Below are 17,104 nucleotides of genomic sequence, written 5' to 3' on the forward strand. Positions count from 1 at the left end.
TTGTCCAAACTAGTATGCAATAGCTAATAATCGGCACGTCTGAATTTGCGGAATGATGCGTGACTCCGTTAAAAAATTTCGCTGAAAATAAAGTCATCAGCTCAATGAGGTGAGGCGCAATGCGCATTGGTATAGATTTGGGTGGTACTAAGATAGAAGTCATTGCACTGGCTAATGATGGGCGAGAGCTTTTTCGTAAGCGGATTGAAACGCCTCGTCATGACTATCATCAAACGTTATCGGCTATTGCCGGTTTGGTTACGGATGCGGAGGTAGCTACTGGCGAAAAAGGAAGCGTTGGCGTAGGTATTCCGGGCACTTTGTCCCCCTTTAGTGGGAAAGTAAAAAATGCCAATTCGGTATGGTTGAATGGGCAGACGTTGGATCGCGATTTATCTGACTTGCTTGCCCGTCCGGTCAGACTGGCTAATGATGCTAACTGTCTGGCTGTTTCCGAAGCGACAGACGGTGCCGGAGCAGGGAAACATTTGGTCTTTGCGGCAATTATTGGTACTGGCTGTGGGTCGGGTATCGCTATTGGCGGGCGTGTTCATTCTGGTGGAAACGGTATCGCCGGTGAATGGGGGCATAATCCGTTGCCGTGGCAGGATGAGGATGAACAACGTTATCAATTAGAGGTTCCCTGCTATTGCGGTAAGAAGGGCTGTATCGAAACCTTTGTGTCAGGTACGGGCTTTGCTATGGATTATTTTCGTTTAAGCGGCAATCTCTTGAAAGGACATGAAATCATTACTCTGGTGGAACAAGGCGATGTTATTGCCGAGCAGGCGATGCAACGCTATGAGCAACGATTCGCGAAATCACTGGCTCACGTGATTAACCTGTTCGATCCGGATGTGATTGTATTGGGCGGCGGTATGAGTAATGTCGATCGTTTGTATCGTACATTGCCTGATTTGATACGTCCGTGGGTATTCGGCGGGGAGTGTGAAACGCCGATTCACAAGGCGATACACGGTGACTCCAGCGGCGTGCGTGGTGCTGCATGGCTGTGGCCACAGCAATAGTGTGATTGCCTGACTGTCGCTCCTTCAGGCGGCTACAGGCATATCAGGAATCTTATCAGGGCAGTTTGGTGGCTAATAGCCTCGTCCGTTGCCTTTGTCCATCAATGGCTATATTTATGCGCAATACCCAATACCCAATACCCAATACCCAATACATGCTAGATCTCTATGTGACGCTTAATTTCATTATGTATTAGAGAATATGAATAGCCGCTTTTCTCAACCTGTAATAAGCGGCTATTGGTTGGCGAAAGCGGCATTAGATTAATAGCAAAGGGTGCTAATTTACCTAATGCCACAAACTCTAGATTCAACGTTCACTAGGCATTCACGAGTTGATATGAAGTAATCTTACGGTCTGAGCTTGGATTTTGGCTGCTTCTTGCTTCATCTTTCCATAACTCTGCGCTTAATTAACTGCAAAAGCATTATCAAGCCTGCTAATGCCTAATCCATTAATTTTCTTAACTTTGATTTGCACCGGTATGCGTTCTTTCATTGCCTCGACGTGGCTGATCACACCGATGGTTTTGCCCGTCGCATTCAGGCTGTCGAGAGCATCCAGCGCGGTATCCAGCGTTTCGGCATCCAAAGTACCGAAGCCTTCATCAAGGAACAACGAGTCGATACTGGTTTTATGGCTGACCAGATCGGAAAGTGCTAATGCCAGAGACAGGCTGACCAGGAAGCTTTCACCTCCTGAAAGCGTGCGGGTATCCCGAATGGCATCGGCCTGCCAGGTGTCTACGACCAGTAACTCCAGTGCATCATTGGTTTTCCGTTGGAGTAAATAGCGGCCATGCAGTCGGTTAAGCTGGTTATTAGCCAGATAAACCAGATGATCGAGAGTCAAGCCCTGAGCAAACTTACGGAATTTATCCCCTTCCTTTGAACCAATAAGTTGATTGAGGTAGCTCCAGTCATCGTATTGCTGCTGGTTATGTTCTATCTGCTCGAACAGGGCTGATTGGCTGGCACGTCGATGTGTATCGCTCTCTAACTGATTACGCAGTTCCCCCTGACGCAGGGTGTTAGCTTTTAGCTGCAGAGCCATCTGCTCTGCAATTCCTTGCCGTTCGGATAAATCGCTGTGTGGGGAGATACCTGACGGACAATGTTTCAGGTGTTGGTTGAGGCTGTCATTCGCTTGCTGCAAGCGGATTACTGCTTCTTGCAAGCGTTCATTCAACTGCTGTTGCAGTTGAAGTAAAGAGTGGCGTTGGCCTTCATCTAATAAAGCTGCTGCAAAAGCGACTTCAGTATCAAACTCGCTGGCGGCAAGAGCCTGTTGGAATTCGGCCTGAGTTTGGGTGGCCTTCTGCTGATATTGCTGCAACTGCTGTTCCAGTTGAGCTAATTCACCGCCCAATCGGCTCAACTGAGACTGCAACTGTTGCAGTGCTTCGTTGGCGGCCTTTTGCGCTAGCTCGATTTGCTGTTGCTCTGTTCGCAGTTTTTGTCGTTCGTCGGCAACAACCTTATCGCCAAACAGCTCTTGACGTTGATGAATATATTGCTGCAACGCACGGTTTGCCTGGCTGAGCTTTTGCTCAATATTCAATAATTGGTCGCGGTATTCTTTTTGGCGCTGGCGTTCGCTTTCTATCCGCGTTTCCAGCGTTTTTTGTTGTAATACCAGCTGTTGCTGATTCTGCTGATTCTGCTTCCAGCGCAGCCATTCATATTCCCGCAGATCTAGCCACTCAGTTTGCTGCTCTGGCTCCGGCTGCTGTAGATCGAGATTGATTAATGTATTGAGGAAATCCTGTTGCTGCAGTCGATATTCGTCCTGCTGACGCTGGTCGGTCTGCTGTAACTGCTGCTGAGATTGCTGAATGTTTTGCAGGCGTTGTTGTTGCAGGCCGACTTCACTCAGGTTCTTCTGCTGATTCTGCTCGGCTTGAACCAATGCGTCTTTAGCTCGCTGATATTGTTGGTTGAGTCGCTCAAATTCGGACAGTTTCTGCTGATATTCTTGCTCTTCCTGCTCCTGTTGCTCTAGCCACGCAGTTAACTGAGCCGGTTCATCCAGAGTGAAATTCAGAGCTAGCCGCGCGGTCAGCGCCAGCCAGTTTTGCTGATGTTCAGCTAACTGCAGACCACTTTGTCGTAATTCTTGTTCCAGACGTGATTTCTGCTGCTGCAGATTTTCTTTTTCGGCTTTTAATCCGCTGCCCGTCTTAGACAGCTCATCAACCTGCGCACGTAGTGCCTCCACGCGCAGCGCAGTTTCAGACGGTTTTACCGCTTGATATTCGGCTATAGCCGGGTGTTCTAGGGATCCGCACAGTGGGCAGGCTTTTCCTGACTGCAATTTGGCTCTTTCTGCCGCCAACGTCACAATCTGTTTTTCGCGATCCCATAGCGTTTCCAAATCAGCAAGGTGCTGTTTTTGTTGGGCGTATTGCTGTCTTTTTTCTATCAGCTGCTGCTCGAGTTGTACCAGTTTCTGGTTTTGATCGAGCAGATATTGTTGGTTTTTCTGATGTTGGGCCTGTAGCTGTAGAGCCAGCGGCGATAAGGCTGCGAGCCGTTGACGGGTATTTCTTTGCTCGCCAAGTTCAGCAAGCCGTTGACGCAATTGTGCCTGAGGTTGCTGTTTTTCTAGCGCCTCCAGCTGTTGTTTGCTGGCGTCAGCCTGCATTGTGGCTTGCGCCAATGCAGCCTGCTGCTGTACGCCTTGAGCGCTTAGTACGGCGAATTTCTGTTGCAGCTCAACAATCTGCGCCGCTTGTTGTTGCAAAATTTGCTGATTATCAGCGAGTTGTTGGCGTTGGCTGTGCTGTTGACGGAACTGTTCTTTCCAGAGCGGCAGATGCTTTTCCCAATGTTGATGATGAGTATTTTGCTGAATGTAGTCAGCTAACTGTTGCAGCCCCTGATGAGTTTCCATTAGCAGGCGTTCATCTTGTTCAAGCTGTTGCTGGCTTTTCTGCGTTTTATTCTGCTGTTGAAGTTTATCCTCATCGAGTTGCGACAAGGTTTTCCGTTGAGCGGCAATATGGTTGTCTAACGGAATTATATGCTGTTCAATCAGTGTTTCCTTCTCGCGCTGTCGTTCAGCGTGCTGTAACTGGGCGCTGGTGGCCTGCTCCAAGGCTAGCGTCAGCGGCGAGAGCTGTAGCTGTTGTTGCTGTTGCAGCTGTTTTAAGGTTGCGATATGTTGCTGCGCTTGCTGCCAATCTTGCAGGCAGCGATCCCGTTCTTGTTGCAATGGACGCAGTTTTTCTGCGGGTTCACTGCGCGCCAAACGCTGGAGATCGGGCTGAACCCGTTGATACTCTTCTTCCACCTGCAGATGTTGTTGAGCGTATTGCTGCACATTATGTTGCAACTGGCGCAAAACCGTAATCCAGGCGACCTGATTTTGCAGATTGAGCAATTCGACGCTGAACTGTTGTTCCTGCTGATGCAGCGCGTCTAACTGTTGTTGTAAATCCTGCCGCTGTTCTTCATTCATCAGCTCAATGCCATTGGCTCGTAAATATAAGGCATCTAGCTCGGCTTTAGCCTGTTTATGCTTTTCAAAGACCTGCTCGGATAAGCGACCGTAAATTTCTGTGCCGGTTAATTCCTCCAGCAGCTCGGCGCGATCGTTAGCATCGGCGTTCAAAAAGGCGGCAAACTGCCCTTGAGATAGCATCATGGATTTAGTGAAACGGCCAAAATCCAACCCGGTAATCGAGGCGATAAGTGACAATTTATCACCGACTTTATCCGCCAGTATTTTACCGTCCGCGCATAGGGCTAACTCGACTTTAGGAGCTTGCAGATTGCCTTCAGGAGAGTTTTTTGCTCGTCGTTGGCTCCAGAATGCGCGATAGCTGACGCCTTTTACCTCAAATTCCACTTCCGCCAGTGACTCAGCGGTGTGGCGTGTCATGAGCTCATTTTGGCTGGGTGAGACTTTTATCCGTGGCGTTTGGTGATACAGCGCCAAGCAGATCGCGTCTAATAACGTTGTTTTTCCGGCACCGGTTGAGCCAGTAATGGCGAAAAGACCGTTACTGGCAAAAGGCTCGGCGGTAAAATCAATCTTCCACTCGCCTTGTAATGAGTTAATGTTTTTTAGGCGCAGGCTTAAAATTTTCATACTTATTCTTCTCTTGCATCGGCATTCAGCGTGACTTCATCGACAACTTGTTGAAACATTTCCCGCATTTTCTGCTGCCGTTGTTCGGTCAGCTCCGTTTCTAACGCGAGGCGACGTTCGAATACGTCGCTGACGCTTAGCTCATTCAACGTTTCTTTCTCTTGCTGATGAATACTGTTTTGGCGCTGCTCTTTACTGCGGCGCAGGAGTACCACTTCAACCGGGAGATTCTCCGTCAATGCCTGAATGCGTCGCTGAATATCGCTGAGATAGTCTTGGGTGGCGACTTCAATATCCAGCCATACCGGTGGGCCGGAAAGTTGGCTAAAGGCAGCGAGCTGCTGCTCTATCTGCCGTAAATCCCCTTTGATTAATTGCATCGGTTGCCACTGCGGGACAGTCAGAGTCTCCACCCCGGCAAGGCTTTGCCCTGAGAACTCCACCAAAAATACGCTCTTCTCTTTATTCAGTTCATCAAAACTGAGAGGAATCGGGGAGCCGCTATAGCGAATATGCTCCGACTTTGCTACCTGCTGAGCGCGGTGGATATGGCCCAGAGCGATATAATCAGCGGGGGGGAAAGCCTGAGCAGGGAAGGCGTCAAGCGTGCCGATATAAATGTCTCGAACTGAGTCGGAGGTGCTGACGCCTACGGTCGTTAAGTGACCCGTGGCGATAATGGGCAAGGGTAATGCTAGCCGCTTGCGCAGGTTGACCGCCGTTTGATAAAGCTGCTGATAATGTGCCGCGATGGCTTCTTGTAGTGCTAATTGTTTTTGCGATCCGGATTCTCCCGCCTGACTGGCGATCAGATCTCTTGGGCGTAGAAAAGGGATCGCACACAGAATGGCTCCGGGCTGATCTTCACGATCGTGTAGAATGAAAACCTGTTGTTCCAGATCGTTGCTGGCGTGGGCAATCACCTTGGTATTGAGATAGGCCAACAGTTCGCGTGACTCATTTAAGGTTGCGACAGAATCATGGTTACCGCCAAGAACCACTAACTGACAGCCCGTCGGCTGAAGATCGACCACAAACCGGTTATATAACTCGCGGGCGTAGCTCGGTGGCGAACCTGTGTCGAAGATATCGCCGGCAACAATTAACGCATCAACCTGATGTTCTTCAACTTTTTGGATTAGCCAGCGTAAAAAAGCCTGATGCTCCGCCGCCCGGCTTTTGGTGAAGAAATACTGGCCTAAGTGCCAGTCTGAGGTATGTATAATGCGCATAAAACTCCCGCTAGGGCAGGTTATCAATGGCGCTGATTATAAACGTTGAGAAGGGGATGTCGCGGTTAAAAAGGAGGATTGGTTGAAATCCCAGAACGGCTTCGCAAAGTTGCTGAAATAACCTTGCAACACCCTTTCGGTTAGCCGCTATGCTTATTGGCTGCAAAGGGATGGTTTTTTCATAAAACTGTCATAAAACTGACGCATAATGGCGCGGAAATCAAATAGCAACCGCTAACATATTGGCAGGATTGACGATGGCAAGACGCATACTGGTGGTGGAAGACGAAGCGCCGATTCGCGAGATGGTGTGTTTTGTGCTGGAGCAAAACGGCTACCAACCGTTAGAAGCCGAAGATTATGACAGCGCGGTTACGCGCTTGTCCGAGCCTTTCCCTGATTTGGTACTGCTAGACTGGATGTTGCCAGGCGGCTCTGGGATTCAGTTTATCAAGCATATGAAACGTGAAGCCATGACCCGGGATATTCCGGTGATGATGCTGACCGCCCGCGGTGAAGAAGAGGATCGGGTGCGCGGGCTGGAAGTGGGAGCCGACGACTACATTACCAAGCCTTTTTCTCCCAAAGAGCTTGTTGCCAGAATCAAAGCGGTGATGCGCCGAATTTCACCGATGGCCGTGGAAGAGGTGATTGAAATGCAAGGGTTAAGTCTCGATCCTTCTTCTCATCGTGTCATGGCTAACGAAAAAGCGTTAGACATGGGGCCAACCGAGTTTAAATTACTGCATTTCTTTATGACTCACCCGGAGCGGGTTTACAGCCGCGAGCAGTTGCTAAATTATGTTTGGGGCACTAACGTTTATGTGGAAGACCGCACTGTTGATGTCCATATCCGCCGTTTACGCAAGGCGCTTGAATCCGAAGGGCATGACAAAATGGTGCAAACCGTCCGGGGCACCGGATACCGTTTCTCAACGCGCTATTAAGTATGTAGTGCCGGAGAATGTGTCGTGCTAGAACGCTTATCATGGAAAAGGCTGGCTATCGAGCTGGCACTTTTTTGTCTGCCCGCGCTATTGCTCGGGCTTTTCATTGGTTATCTCCCTTGGCTATTACTGGTTTCAGTATTGGCAGCGCTGATCTGGAATTTTTATAACCAGCTTAAACTTTCTCATTGGCTATGGTTAGACCGAAGCATGACGCCACCGGCCGGACGCTGGAGCTGGGAGCCGCTGTTTTATGGTCTTTATCAGATGCAACTGCGTAATCGGCGGCGGCGGCGTGAGCTGGCGCTGTTGATCAAACGTTTCCGCAGCGGCGCTGAATCCTTGCCCGATGCGGTGGTTATGACGACCGTAGAGGGAAATATCTTTTGGTGTAATGGATTAGCGCAGAATTTACTGGGCTTTCGTTGGCCGGAAGATAACGGCCAGCACATTCTTAACCTGCTGCGTTACCCGGAATTTACCCATTATCTGCAACAGCAGGAATTCAGCCGCCCATTGACCGTGCAGCTTAATAATGGCCATTACGTTGAGTTTCGCGTTATGCCTTATTCAGAAGGGCAATTACTGATGGTGGCGCGAGATGTCACGCAAATGCGTCAACTGGAAGGCGCGCGGCGAAATTTCTTTGCCAACGTTAGCCATGAATTACGGACGCCGTTAACTGTACTGCAAGGCTATCTGGAAATGATGCACGATCAGGAACTGGACGCGGCATTGCGCGGTAAAGCCTTGAATACCATGCAAGAGCAGACCAAACGGATGGACGGTTTGGTGAAGCAATTATTGACGTTATCAAAAATCGAAGCAGCACCAAATGTGGATATGAATGAGCGAGTGGATATTCCACTGATGCTGAAGCTACTACAGCATGAGGTTCAGGCGTTAAGCAGCGGTCGCCATGAGATTACTTTCCGCGTGAATGAACAGCTTAAAGTGTTTGGTAATGAAGACCAGTTGCGCAGTGCCGTATCCAATCTGGTGTATAACGCGGTAAATCACACGCCAACTGGTACAAAAATCGAAGTGTGCTGGCAATTGACGCCGCAGGGCGCTCAGTTTCAGGTCAGTGATAACGGGCCGGGCATTGGGCCGGAGCACGTTCCTCGTCTTACCGAGCGCTTCTATCGGGTAGATAAAGCTCGTTCGCGGCAAACCGGCGGAAGTGGGCTTGGGCTGGCGATTGTTAAACATGCGCTGAGTCACCACGATGCGCGTTTAGAGGTCATGAGTGAAATTGGTTTGGGGACGCGTTTTGTCTTCACCTTACCGAAGCGATTGATTGTTCCCACGGTTTTAGCTGAGAATGCGGTCAAAACCTAGGCTTTACGGACGATATTCTGATGATGAAATGGAGCCAAACGGCGTTACTGAGTGCAATGTTATGGGTCAGCACTCCGGTTTTTGCTCAGGCACCGGTTGGGATGCTTTCCGGTAATCTTTCCAGCGTAGGCTCTGATACGCTGGCGAATCTGATGTCTCTGTGGGCGGAAGATTTCAATCATCAGTATCCGAGTATTAATCTGCAAATTCAGGCCGCCGGTTCGTCAACCGCACCGACGGCTCTGGCCGCAGGTGCAGCTCAACTTGGCCCGATGAGTCGTCCGATGAAAGCCGCCGAGATTGCCGCTTTTGTTCAACGCTATGGCTATCCTCCTTTAGCCGTGCCAGTGGCGGTGGATGCGTTGGTGGTTCTGGTGCATCAGGATAATCCGCTGGTGGGGCTGAGTTTGTCACAGCTGGACGCCATTTATTCGCAAAATCAATTATGTGGTGATAATAAGCCAGTAAACTTATGGGCTGATCTTGGGCTGAAAGGCCCGTGGGCTGGGCGTTCTCTCCAGCGTTATAGTCGGAACTCAGCTTCCGGCACCTACGGTTATTTCAAACAGCGTGCTTTGTGCGGCGGCGATTTTCGCAGCCAGGTCAATGAATTACCTGGTTCAGCCTCGGTGGTTCAGGCTGTAGCAACCTCGCTGAACAGTATCGGTTATGCCAGCATTGGTTTTCGCGCCAGCGGCGTCAGATTATTACCTTTGTCGGTATCAGGGCAGGATTACGTCATGCCAACCGCCGAAAATGTTCGAAATGGCCGTTACCCCTTGTCCCGCTATCTTTATATCTACGTCAATAAAGCGCCTGATAAACCTCTAGAACCGCTAACGGCGGCGTTCTTGCAGCGAATTCTATCTCCAGAAGGGCAAGAACTGGTGAGTCGTGACGGCTATCTCCCCTTATCGCAAGAAAGCTTGAAAAAGGCCCGTTCAGCGCTGGGATTTACCCACTAATTTAGTTGGATATGAATTTATTTCATATGCAGTGAAAATTCCTCTATTGAATCAAAATAGATGAGATGACACTCTCCAGTCAATTTATTTGGACGTCTGGATGTCTATTTGTAACTCAAAGAAACTATCCATTCGGTAAATTATTTGTGCCGTGGCGGCTTTAGTCGGCGGTATAGGATCTGGAGCCTGTTATGCAAAGAACGACCCCTGCTTTTCGCGCCGATGTTGTCGGCAGTTTGCTGCGTCCTGCGGCGTTGAAACAGGCGCGCCAGCAGCGCCTGAACGGTGATATCAGCGCTAGCCAGTTACGCGAAATTGAAGATAACGAAATCAGGTACATAGTGGCAAAGCAGCAGGAGGCGGGGCTGCAATTGGTGACCGATGGCGAATTTCGTCGGGCCTGGTGGCATTTCGATTTCTTCGAAGGTTTGGAAGGAGTTGAAGGTTACGATGTCGAGCAGGGCATTCAGTTTAACGGCGTTCAGACGCGCGCTCGCAGTATCAAAGTGGTTGGCAAACTGGGCTTTAAATCCCATCCAATGCTGGAGGATTTTCGTTTTTTACAAAGTATTGCCGGAAACTCCGTGGCTAAAATGACTATCCCCAGCCCGAGCGTGCTGCATTTTCGCGGTGGCCGTAACGCTATAGATAAGCAGGTTTATCCCGATCTGACCGCGTATTTTGACGATTTAGCTCAGACCTATCGTGATGCTATTCAGGCCTTTTATGATGCGGGCTGCCGTTATTTACAGTTGGACGATACTGTGTGGGCTTATCTGTGTTCGGACGATCAGCAGCGTCAGATCAGAGAGCGTGGTGAAGATCCAGAGCAGTTGGCGCAGATCTATGCTCAGGTGCTCAATAAGGCACTGGCAGGCAAGCCGGCGGATTTGACTATTGGTTTACATGTGTGCCGCGGTAATTTCCGCTCGACCTGGATTTCAGAGGGCGGTTATGAGCCAGTAGCGAAAATATTGTTTGGCACAGTTAACGTCGAAGCTTTTTTCCTTGAATATGACACGGAACGTGCCGGTGGTTTCGAACCTCTGCGCTTTATCAAACCGGGGCAGCAACAGGTGGTTTTGGGGCTGATTACCTCGAAAAATGGCACCTTGGAACAACCGCAGGCGGTGAAAGAACGTATCGCCGAGGCGGCCAAATTTGTCGATATTGAACAACTCTGCCTTAGCCCACAGTGTGGCTTCGCTTCGACGGAAGAAGGGAATAGCCTGACGGAGCAGGATCAGTGGAAAAAACTCAGGCTGGTAGTCGATATTGCTAACGACATTTGGTGAGTTTTTGGGCGGTGAAGGCCGCCCAATGCTAATAATTGATTAAAAATGATACAAATCATATGGCGTGTATTTCTCAATAACCGACATGTTTAACTAGTATTGAAGAATTATCTGGTTGATGACTCTGCTTTTCCGATCCAGACTTGCCTTTCTCCGCTATAAACGTTCTACTTAGCCCCCGTTGTTGGTTTATTCCATCTGCATATAACTTCAAAAACACTGCAAATCATCGAAACCGATTAGTCGGAAATTAGCGCTCTCTGTGAAGCGTTATAGCGTTTTCGATCGAGCCGGAAAGACAACAACCCAGGGTTTTCCTTTTTGGTCCTTTTAACTAGGCAACACGACAACCACTATGAGTCATCGTTTATCATCTAAAGACATACTGGCATTAGGTTTTATGACCTTTGCCTTATTCGTCGGCGCGGGCAACATCATTTTCCCGCCTATGGTTGGCCTTCAGTCTGGCGAGCACGTTTGGATAGCCGCACTTGGCTTCCTGATCACTGCCGTGGGTCTGCCGGTCATCACCGTTATTGCATTGGCGCGCGTTGGTGGCGGTATTGATGCGCTGAGTTCGCCAATTGGTCGTACTGCGGGCCTGGTTTTGGCGACCGTCTGTTATCTGGCCGTCGGCCCACTGTTTGCTACTCCGCGTACTGCGACCGTTTCTTTCGAAATTGGTATTGCTCCGTTGACTGGCGATGGCCCATTGCCGTTGTTTATTTATAGCCTGATCTATTTCGCGCTGGTTATTGGTATTTCGCTTTACCCAGGCCGTCTACTGGACACCGTCGGGCATATTCTGGCTCCGCTGAAAATTGCTGCACTGGCTATTTTGGGCGTTGCTGCGGTTCTATGGCCTGCTGGCCCGCAGATTCCTGCAACCGAAATCTATCAGCAAGTGCCTTTCTCTTCCGGTTTCGTTAATGGTTATCTGACCATGGATACGCTGGGAGCAATGGTATTCGGTATTGTTATCGTGAATGCTGCGCGTTCTCGCGGTGTAGTTTCTTCCGGCTTGCTGACTCGTTACACCATTTGGGCTGGCTTAATCGCTGGTGTGGGTCTGACGCTGGTTTACCTGAGCCTGTTCAAACTGGGTGGCAGCAGCGGTACGTTGGTACCTGATGCGCAAAACGGCGCAGTGATTCTGCATGCTTACGTACAGCATACCTTCGGCGGTTTGGGCAGTATGTTCCTGGCGGCGCTCATCTTCATCGCCTGTATGGTCACTGCGGTTGGCCTGACCTGTGCTTTAGCCGAATTCTTTAGCCAATATCTGCCGTTGTCTTACCGAGCGCTGGTATTCATTCTGGGCATTTTCTCCATGTTGGTATCCAATTTGGGGCTGAGCCATTTGATTCAAATTTCCATTCCAGTAATGACGGCGATTTATCCTCCGTGTATTGTGCTGGTGATTCTGAGCTTCACTCTGCGTTGGTGGCGTAATGCCAGCCGTATCGTGGCTCCAACTATGTTGGTCAGCCTGTTGTTCGGTATTTTGGGTGGAATCAAGACATCGACCTTTGCGCATTTCCTGCCTGCTTGGACTGAACAGTTACCGTTGGCGGGCCAAGGCCTGTCTTGGTTGCCACCTTCCTTGTTGATTCTGGTGGTGGTAGCGGTCTACGATCGCATTTGTGGACGTCAACGAGTTACTGCCAAACAGTAATTGCCGCAGAAGAGAGTATCTTTAGCCACGCGCCTTTGCTCGTGGCTTTTTGCTGAAAGAAGACGGGATATTGTTATGGAATTACCAGTCAAAAATAAGCTAAAACGCGGGCTGACTACTCGCCATATCCGTTTTATGGCCTTGGGTTCAGCAATTGGTACCGGCCTGTTTTACGGCTCGGCGGACGCCATCAAAATGGCGGGTCCAAGCGTGTTGCTGGCTTATCTGATTGGCGGCATCGTCGCCTTTATCATCATGCGCGCACTGGGTGAGATGTCGGTGAATAACCCACAGGCCAGCTCCTTTTCCCGTTATGCGCAGGATTATCTGGGGCCGATGGCCGGCTATATCACCGGTTGGACATACTGCTTTGAGATTTTGATTGTCGCTATCGCCGATGTGACCGCCTTTGGTATCTATATGGGCGTCTGGTTCCCTGACGTGCCTCATTGGATATGGGTGCTGAGCGTGGTATTGATTATCGGTGCGATCAATATGATGAGCGTGAAGGTCTTTGGCGAACTGGAGTTCTGGTTCTCCTTCTTCAAAGTTGCCACCATCATCATCATGATTTTGGCCGGTATCGGCATTATTGTCTGGGGGATAGGCAACGGCGGGCAACCGACGGGAATTCATAACCTGTGGACGAACGGCGGCTTCTTCAGTAACGGTTTTGTCGGCATGATGCTGTCGCTGCAGCTGGTCATGTTTGCCTACGGCGGTATTGAAATCATCGGTATTACCGCCGGTGAAGCAGAAGATCCGAAAAAATCGATTCCTAAAGCGATTAACTCAGTGCCGTGGCGAATTCTGGTGTTTTATGTGGGCACCCTGTTTGTGATTATGTCGATTTATCCGTGGAATCAGGTCGGCACTCACGGTAGCCCATTTGTACTGACGTTCCAGCATTTGGGTATTACTATTGCTGCAGGTATCCTGAATTTTGTGGTTATTACCGCGTCTTTATCGGCGATTAACAGCGATGTATTCGGCGTGGGCCGTATGCTGAACGGTATGGCTGAACAAGGCCACGCGCCCAAAGTCTTCGGTGCGATTTCTAAGCGCGGTGTGCCTTGGGTGACGGTGTTGGTGATGATGGGGGCAATGCTGATTGCCGTTTATCTTAACTACATCATGCCAGAAAATGTCTTCTTGGTGATTGCATCACTTGCGACCTTCGCGACCGTTTGGGTGTGGATCATGATTCTGTGTTCCCAAATCGCTTTCCGCCGTTCATTGACCAAAGATCAGGTTAAAGCATTGGATTTCCCTCTGCGCGGCGGGGTGTTTACCTCGGTTGCTGGGATTATTTTCCTGCTATTTATTATCGGCCTGATTGGTTATTTCCCAACGACGCGCATTTCGCTGTATGTCGGCCTGATATGGGTGGCCTTGCTGTTGGCGGGCTACTACCTGAAAGTGCGTTTTCAGAAAAAACAGGCTGCGTCGGTAGCATTATCTAAATAATATTTGCCGATTGAATACATCCAGAAAACCGGGCTAATAACCCGGTTTTTTTATGGGTGACGTTTTAATGCGTTCGGTTAGTTTTAGGCAGTTTTTCGATTTTTTTACAAAGAGACAAAACCCCATCTTCGACCTGCTGCGGATACTTTAAGCTGAGTGATTCAGCCACTTTACGCGCCAGCTGGCTATAAAGCTGAATACTGGCGTAAAAGGCTTGGCGGGCGCTGTCCGCATCAAATTGACCAAAGGTTTGGTGCAGCTCTTGCCATATGTGTGGTGCCAGCCACTGCGGCATATGGCTACCTTGATGCCAGGTATCTACGTCCGATGTTGATTTTGCCAGTGCTTGCCATTCCATCATCTGTAGTAATAGCTCCTTCATGGTCCAGTCTCGTAGTTTGACCGTCCATAACTCCCCACGGTACAGATACTTAGGAATATGAGCGGCTTCAAACCAGAATTCCTCGACGCTGGCCTGAAACTGTTTTTGAGTGGGCAATGGGGGTTGCTGGCTTATTCCGCTGGCGGCAGGTAACTGAGAAGCAACGCCATTTTTATCCAGTAACGCCCGATAGCCCCGCTGGTACAGCGAGTCCAGCGTTGCGGCATCGATCATGGTTTGCAGCCGCGTACTATCTGCGAGGGTAAAATCCACCTTGGTTCCATCGCGGTAGAACACCAGCCGGGTTGCCCACGCCTGATTTTCATCGGGATCGAGCGGGAGATAGGTCAGTATGTCTCCGATCTCGCCGATCCAGTCGCTGTTTTTCAGGAGATCCTGCGGTCGTTCGGCAATGATTTCAATATCGATATCCGAAAGTTCGTCGATCATCCGATCCTGACGCGCCAGCGAACCGGTCAGAATCAGTGCGGTAATATCTGAGCGCTTATTGGCCCAGTCAATAATCTTATCCAGATAATCCGCTACGCCCATGGCATTCTCCCTGTTATTTATTTTGTCATCAGCGGGCAGTATACCTGAGGTAAAGCTTGTTTCTGCTTCCTCCTCCCCCCGGCTCCTCCCTGATATTTATGCTGACAGATGAGGGGATTGCACCAGCAACATGGCATCGTTGGCATATTGAGATATTGGGTCACTTTATCGATGCTATAGGCGCTCTTGGGTCAGATCGCGCGATAATTATGCTGAATAGTGGAGAGTTATATGCTTAGTGGTTGGCATTTACCGGTTCCCCCTTACATACATTTACGTGATGACACATTACACATCAGTCTATGGTTACAGGGTGATGACTTACCGGAGCAGGTTTTTTTGCGCTGTGAGCCGGATAATGAAGAGTGGCTGCTGACGATGAAAGGTCGCGATCACGATGGTTTTCGCCGTTATCGCGGGACTTTGCCACTGCGTGAAGGGCAGCCGACTCGCCGCTATTGTTTTAAATTGCTCTGGGCCGATCGCCAGCAATGGTTTAGTCCGCTGGGTTTTTCGGTGGTGCCTCCGGCTCAGCTGGCGCAGTTTGCCGTTGATGTACCTGACTCGGGGCCGGATTGGGTTGCCGATCAGATTTTTTATCAAATATTTCCCGATCGTTTCGCCAGTAGTCAGGGCAGTCACTGCGTGCAAAACGGTAGTTATTTCCACTATGCGGCCGATTGTCCGGTGGCGCGGCGAGAGTGGGATGAGCCGCTGGAAGACATTCATGCGTCTTCCACATTTTACGGCGGGGATTTAGCCGGTATCTGCCAAAAGTTGCCTTATCTGCAAAATTTAGGGGTGACGGCGCTGTATCTGAACCCAATTTTTACCGCCCCCAGCGTACATAAATACGACACGCAAGATTATTATCAGGTCGATCCCTATTTAGGTGGTAATGAGGCTTTTCTGCAACTACGGGAAAAAACCCATAGCGCAGGCATCAAGCTGGTACTGGACGGCGTCTTTAATCACACCGGTGATTCCCATATCTGGTTTGACCGGCATCAACAGGGAACCGGTGGCGCCTGCCACGATGTCGAATCGGTTTATCGCGACTGGTTTAACTTCTATCCCGACGGGCAGGCGTTGGACTGGAAAGGCAACCGTAGCTTGCCGAAGCTGAATTTTGCCGCTGATGGCGTGGTGAATCAGATTTACCAGGCTGATGATAGCGTAGTGCGTCATTGGCTACGCCCGCCGTACAGTATCGATGGCTGGCGGTTGGATGTGGTTCATATGCTTGGAGAGCAGGGGGGGGCCAAGGGGAATCTGCGCCATTTAGCGGGAATTTATCAGGCGGCTAAACAAGAAAATCCCCAAGCTTATATTTTGGGTGAGCATTTTGGTGATGCGCGTAACTGGCTACAGGCAGGCGTTGAAGATTCGGCGATGAATTATATGGGGTTTGCGTTACCGGTTCGGGCATTTTTGGCCGGAGTTGACGTTGCTGCTCACCCGATAACGCTGGATGCGGCTGAGTGCGTTCAATGGATGGACGGCTACCGCACCGGTTTATCCCATAACTGCCAGCTACGCTTATTTAATCAGTTGGATAGCCATGATACCGCTCGTTTTATGAGTTTGCTGAAAGGCGATCAATCCCGCATGAAAATGGCCTTAGGCTGGTTGTTTAGCTGGATCGGCGTGCCTTGCCTGTATTACGGCGATGAAGTGGGATTAGACGGTGAAAACGATCCGTTCTGCCGTAAAACCTTCCCGTGGGATGAAAATCAGTGGGATCGACAACTGCTTGAGTTGAGTCAGCGCATGATTGCCCTGCGGCGAGAAAGTATAGCGCTACGGCGCGGTGGCTGTCAGGTGGTGTTCGCCAGTGGTGATTCACTGGTGTTTGTGCGCACTTACCGACAGGAGCGAGTATTGATCGCGTTGCAGCGCGGTCAGGGCGCTGAAATTAGTTTACCGGAGTCGCCGCTGCTTAATGTAGAAAACTGGCGGCGTGAGGAAGGTGATAGCCAGCTCATGTTGAATGCGCAGAATGTAAATCTGCAATTGGCTGGAGAAAGCTTCAGCCTGTGGCGCGGAGTGGGTAAGTACTGACTCTATGAGTCTGACATGAAACTAAAGCCCATAATCCACAGCGAAAAATGCCGTGGATTCAAAATA

Annotated in this window: 11 protein-coding genes; 8 read left to right on the forward strand and 3 right to left on the reverse strand. The window is 49.9% G+C overall.

Going from position 1 to position 17,104, the window contains the following annotated elements:
- Positions 1–119 precede the first annotated feature (119 nt).
- Complete coding sequence (gene mak / locus DBA33_RS14190; protein WP_064514138.1) at positions 120–1,028, forward strand: fructokinase; 909 nt, start codon at positions 120–122, stop codon at positions 1,026–1,028.
- Positions 1,029–1,437: 409 nt separating this feature from the next.
- Here mak and DBA33_RS14195 read toward each other — a convergent pair whose 3' ends face one another.
- Together DBA33_RS14195 and sbcD are read right to left on the reverse strand one after the other, a co-directional pair.
- Positions 1,438–5,121, reverse strand: coding sequence for an AAA family ATPase (locus DBA33_RS14195; RefSeq protein WP_120806676.1), 3,684 nt, complete (start codon positions 5,119–5,121; stop codon positions 1,438–1,440).
- Positions 5,122–5,123: 2 nt separating this feature from the next.
- Positions 5,124–6,353: an exonuclease subunit SbcD gene (sbcD, locus tag DBA33_RS14200; RefSeq protein WP_064514135.1), complete on the reverse strand. Its 1,230-nt coding sequence runs from the start codon at positions 6,351–6,353 to the stop codon at positions 5,124–5,126.
- A 257-nt stretch (positions 6,354–6,610) separates the two neighbouring features.
- On the opposite strand from sbcD, the gene phoB reads away from it, so the two are divergent.
- The 6 genes from phoB to proY all read left to right on the forward strand — a co-directional run bounded on the left by phoB (position 6,611) and on the right by proY (position 14,043).
- Entirely contained in the window at positions 6,611–7,300 is a 690-nt protein-coding gene (phoB, locus tag DBA33_RS14205) for a phosphate response regulator transcription factor PhoB (protein ID WP_049598476.1), read from the forward strand.
- Between the two features lie 24 nt (positions 7,301–7,324).
- Positions 7,325–8,641, forward strand: a complete 1,317-nt coding sequence (gene phoR / locus DBA33_RS14210; protein WP_064514133.1) for a phosphate regulon sensor histidine kinase PhoR — start codon at positions 7,325–7,327, stop codon at positions 8,639–8,641.
- Between the two features lie 23 nt (positions 8,642–8,664).
- Entirely contained in the window at positions 8,665–9,606 is a 942-nt protein-coding gene (locus tag DBA33_RS14215) for a phosphate ABC transporter substrate-binding protein (protein ID WP_120806682.1), read from the forward strand.
- A 191-nt stretch (positions 9,607–9,797) separates the two neighbouring features.
- Complete coding sequence (locus tag DBA33_RS14220; protein WP_120806677.1) at positions 9,798–10,901, forward strand: cobalamin-independent methionine synthase II family protein; 1,104 nt, start codon at positions 9,798–9,800, stop codon at positions 10,899–10,901.
- A 355-nt stretch (positions 10,902–11,256) separates the two neighbouring features.
- On the forward strand, positions 11,257–12,576 hold the full coding sequence (gene brnQ / locus DBA33_RS14225) for a branched-chain amino acid transport system II carrier protein (RefSeq protein ID WP_064514129.1): 1,320 nt from the start codon (positions 11,257–11,259) through the stop codon (positions 12,574–12,576).
- Between the two features lie 75 nt (positions 12,577–12,651).
- On the forward strand, positions 12,652–14,043 hold the full coding sequence (proY, locus tag DBA33_RS14230) for a proline-specific permease ProY (protein WP_064514127.1): 1,392 nt from the start codon (positions 12,652–12,654) through the stop codon (positions 14,041–14,043).
- 64 nt (positions 14,044–14,107) lie between these two features.
- Here proY and DBA33_RS14235 read toward each other — a convergent pair whose 3' ends face one another.
- Positions 14,108–14,977, reverse strand: a complete 870-nt coding sequence (locus DBA33_RS14235) for an aminoglycoside 6-adenylyltransferase (protein ID WP_064514125.1) — start codon at positions 14,975–14,977, stop codon at positions 14,108–14,110.
- 231 nt (positions 14,978–15,208) lie between these two features.
- Between DBA33_RS14235 and malZ the strand changes: the two genes are divergently transcribed.
- Complete coding sequence (gene malZ, locus DBA33_RS14240) at positions 15,209–17,038, forward strand: maltodextrin glucosidase (protein WP_120806678.1); 1,830 nt, start codon at positions 15,209–15,211, stop codon at positions 17,036–17,038.
- Positions 17,039–17,104: the final 66 nt, after the last annotated feature.

The sequence above is a fragment of the Yersinia sp. IP36721 genome (assembly GCF_003634395.1).
Lineage (GTDB): Bacteria > Pseudomonadota > Gammaproteobacteria > Enterobacterales > Enterobacteriaceae > Yersinia > Yersinia entomophaga.

Excerpts from the sequence above, each read along its gene's own strand:
- mak (WP_064514138.1), top strand. The coding sequence starts at position 120 with ATGCGCATTGGTATAGATTTGGGTGGTACTAAGATAGAAGTCATTGCA.
- DBA33_RS14195 (WP_120806676.1), bottom strand. The coding sequence starts at position 5,121 with ATGAAAATTTTAAGCCTGCGCCTAAAAAACATTAACTCATTACAAGGC.
- sbcD (WP_064514135.1), bottom strand. The coding sequence starts at position 6,353 with ATGCGCATTATACATACCTCAGACTGGCACTTAGGCCAGTATTTCTTC.
- phoB (WP_049598476.1), top strand. The coding sequence starts at position 6,611 with ATGGCAAGACGCATACTGGTGGTGGAAGACGAAGCGCCGATTCGCGAG.
- DBA33_RS14215 (WP_120806682.1), top strand. The coding sequence starts at position 8,665 with ATGAAATGGAGCCAAACGGCGTTACTGAGTGCAATGTTATGGGTCAGC.
- DBA33_RS14220 (WP_120806677.1), top strand. The coding sequence starts at position 9,798 with ATGCAAAGAACGACCCCTGCTTTTCGCGCCGATGTTGTCGGCAGTTTG.
- brnQ (WP_064514129.1), top strand. The coding sequence starts at position 11,257 with ATGAGTCATCGTTTATCATCTAAAGACATACTGGCATTAGGTTTTATG.
- proY (WP_064514127.1), top strand. The coding sequence starts at position 12,652 with ATGGAATTACCAGTCAAAAATAAGCTAAAACGCGGGCTGACTACTCGC.
- DBA33_RS14235 (WP_064514125.1), bottom strand. The coding sequence starts at position 14,977 with ATGGGCGTAGCGGATTATCTGGATAAGATTATTGACTGGGCCAATAAG.
- malZ (WP_120806678.1), top strand. The coding sequence starts at position 15,209 with ATGCTTAGTGGTTGGCATTTACCGGTTCCCCCTTACATACATTTACGT.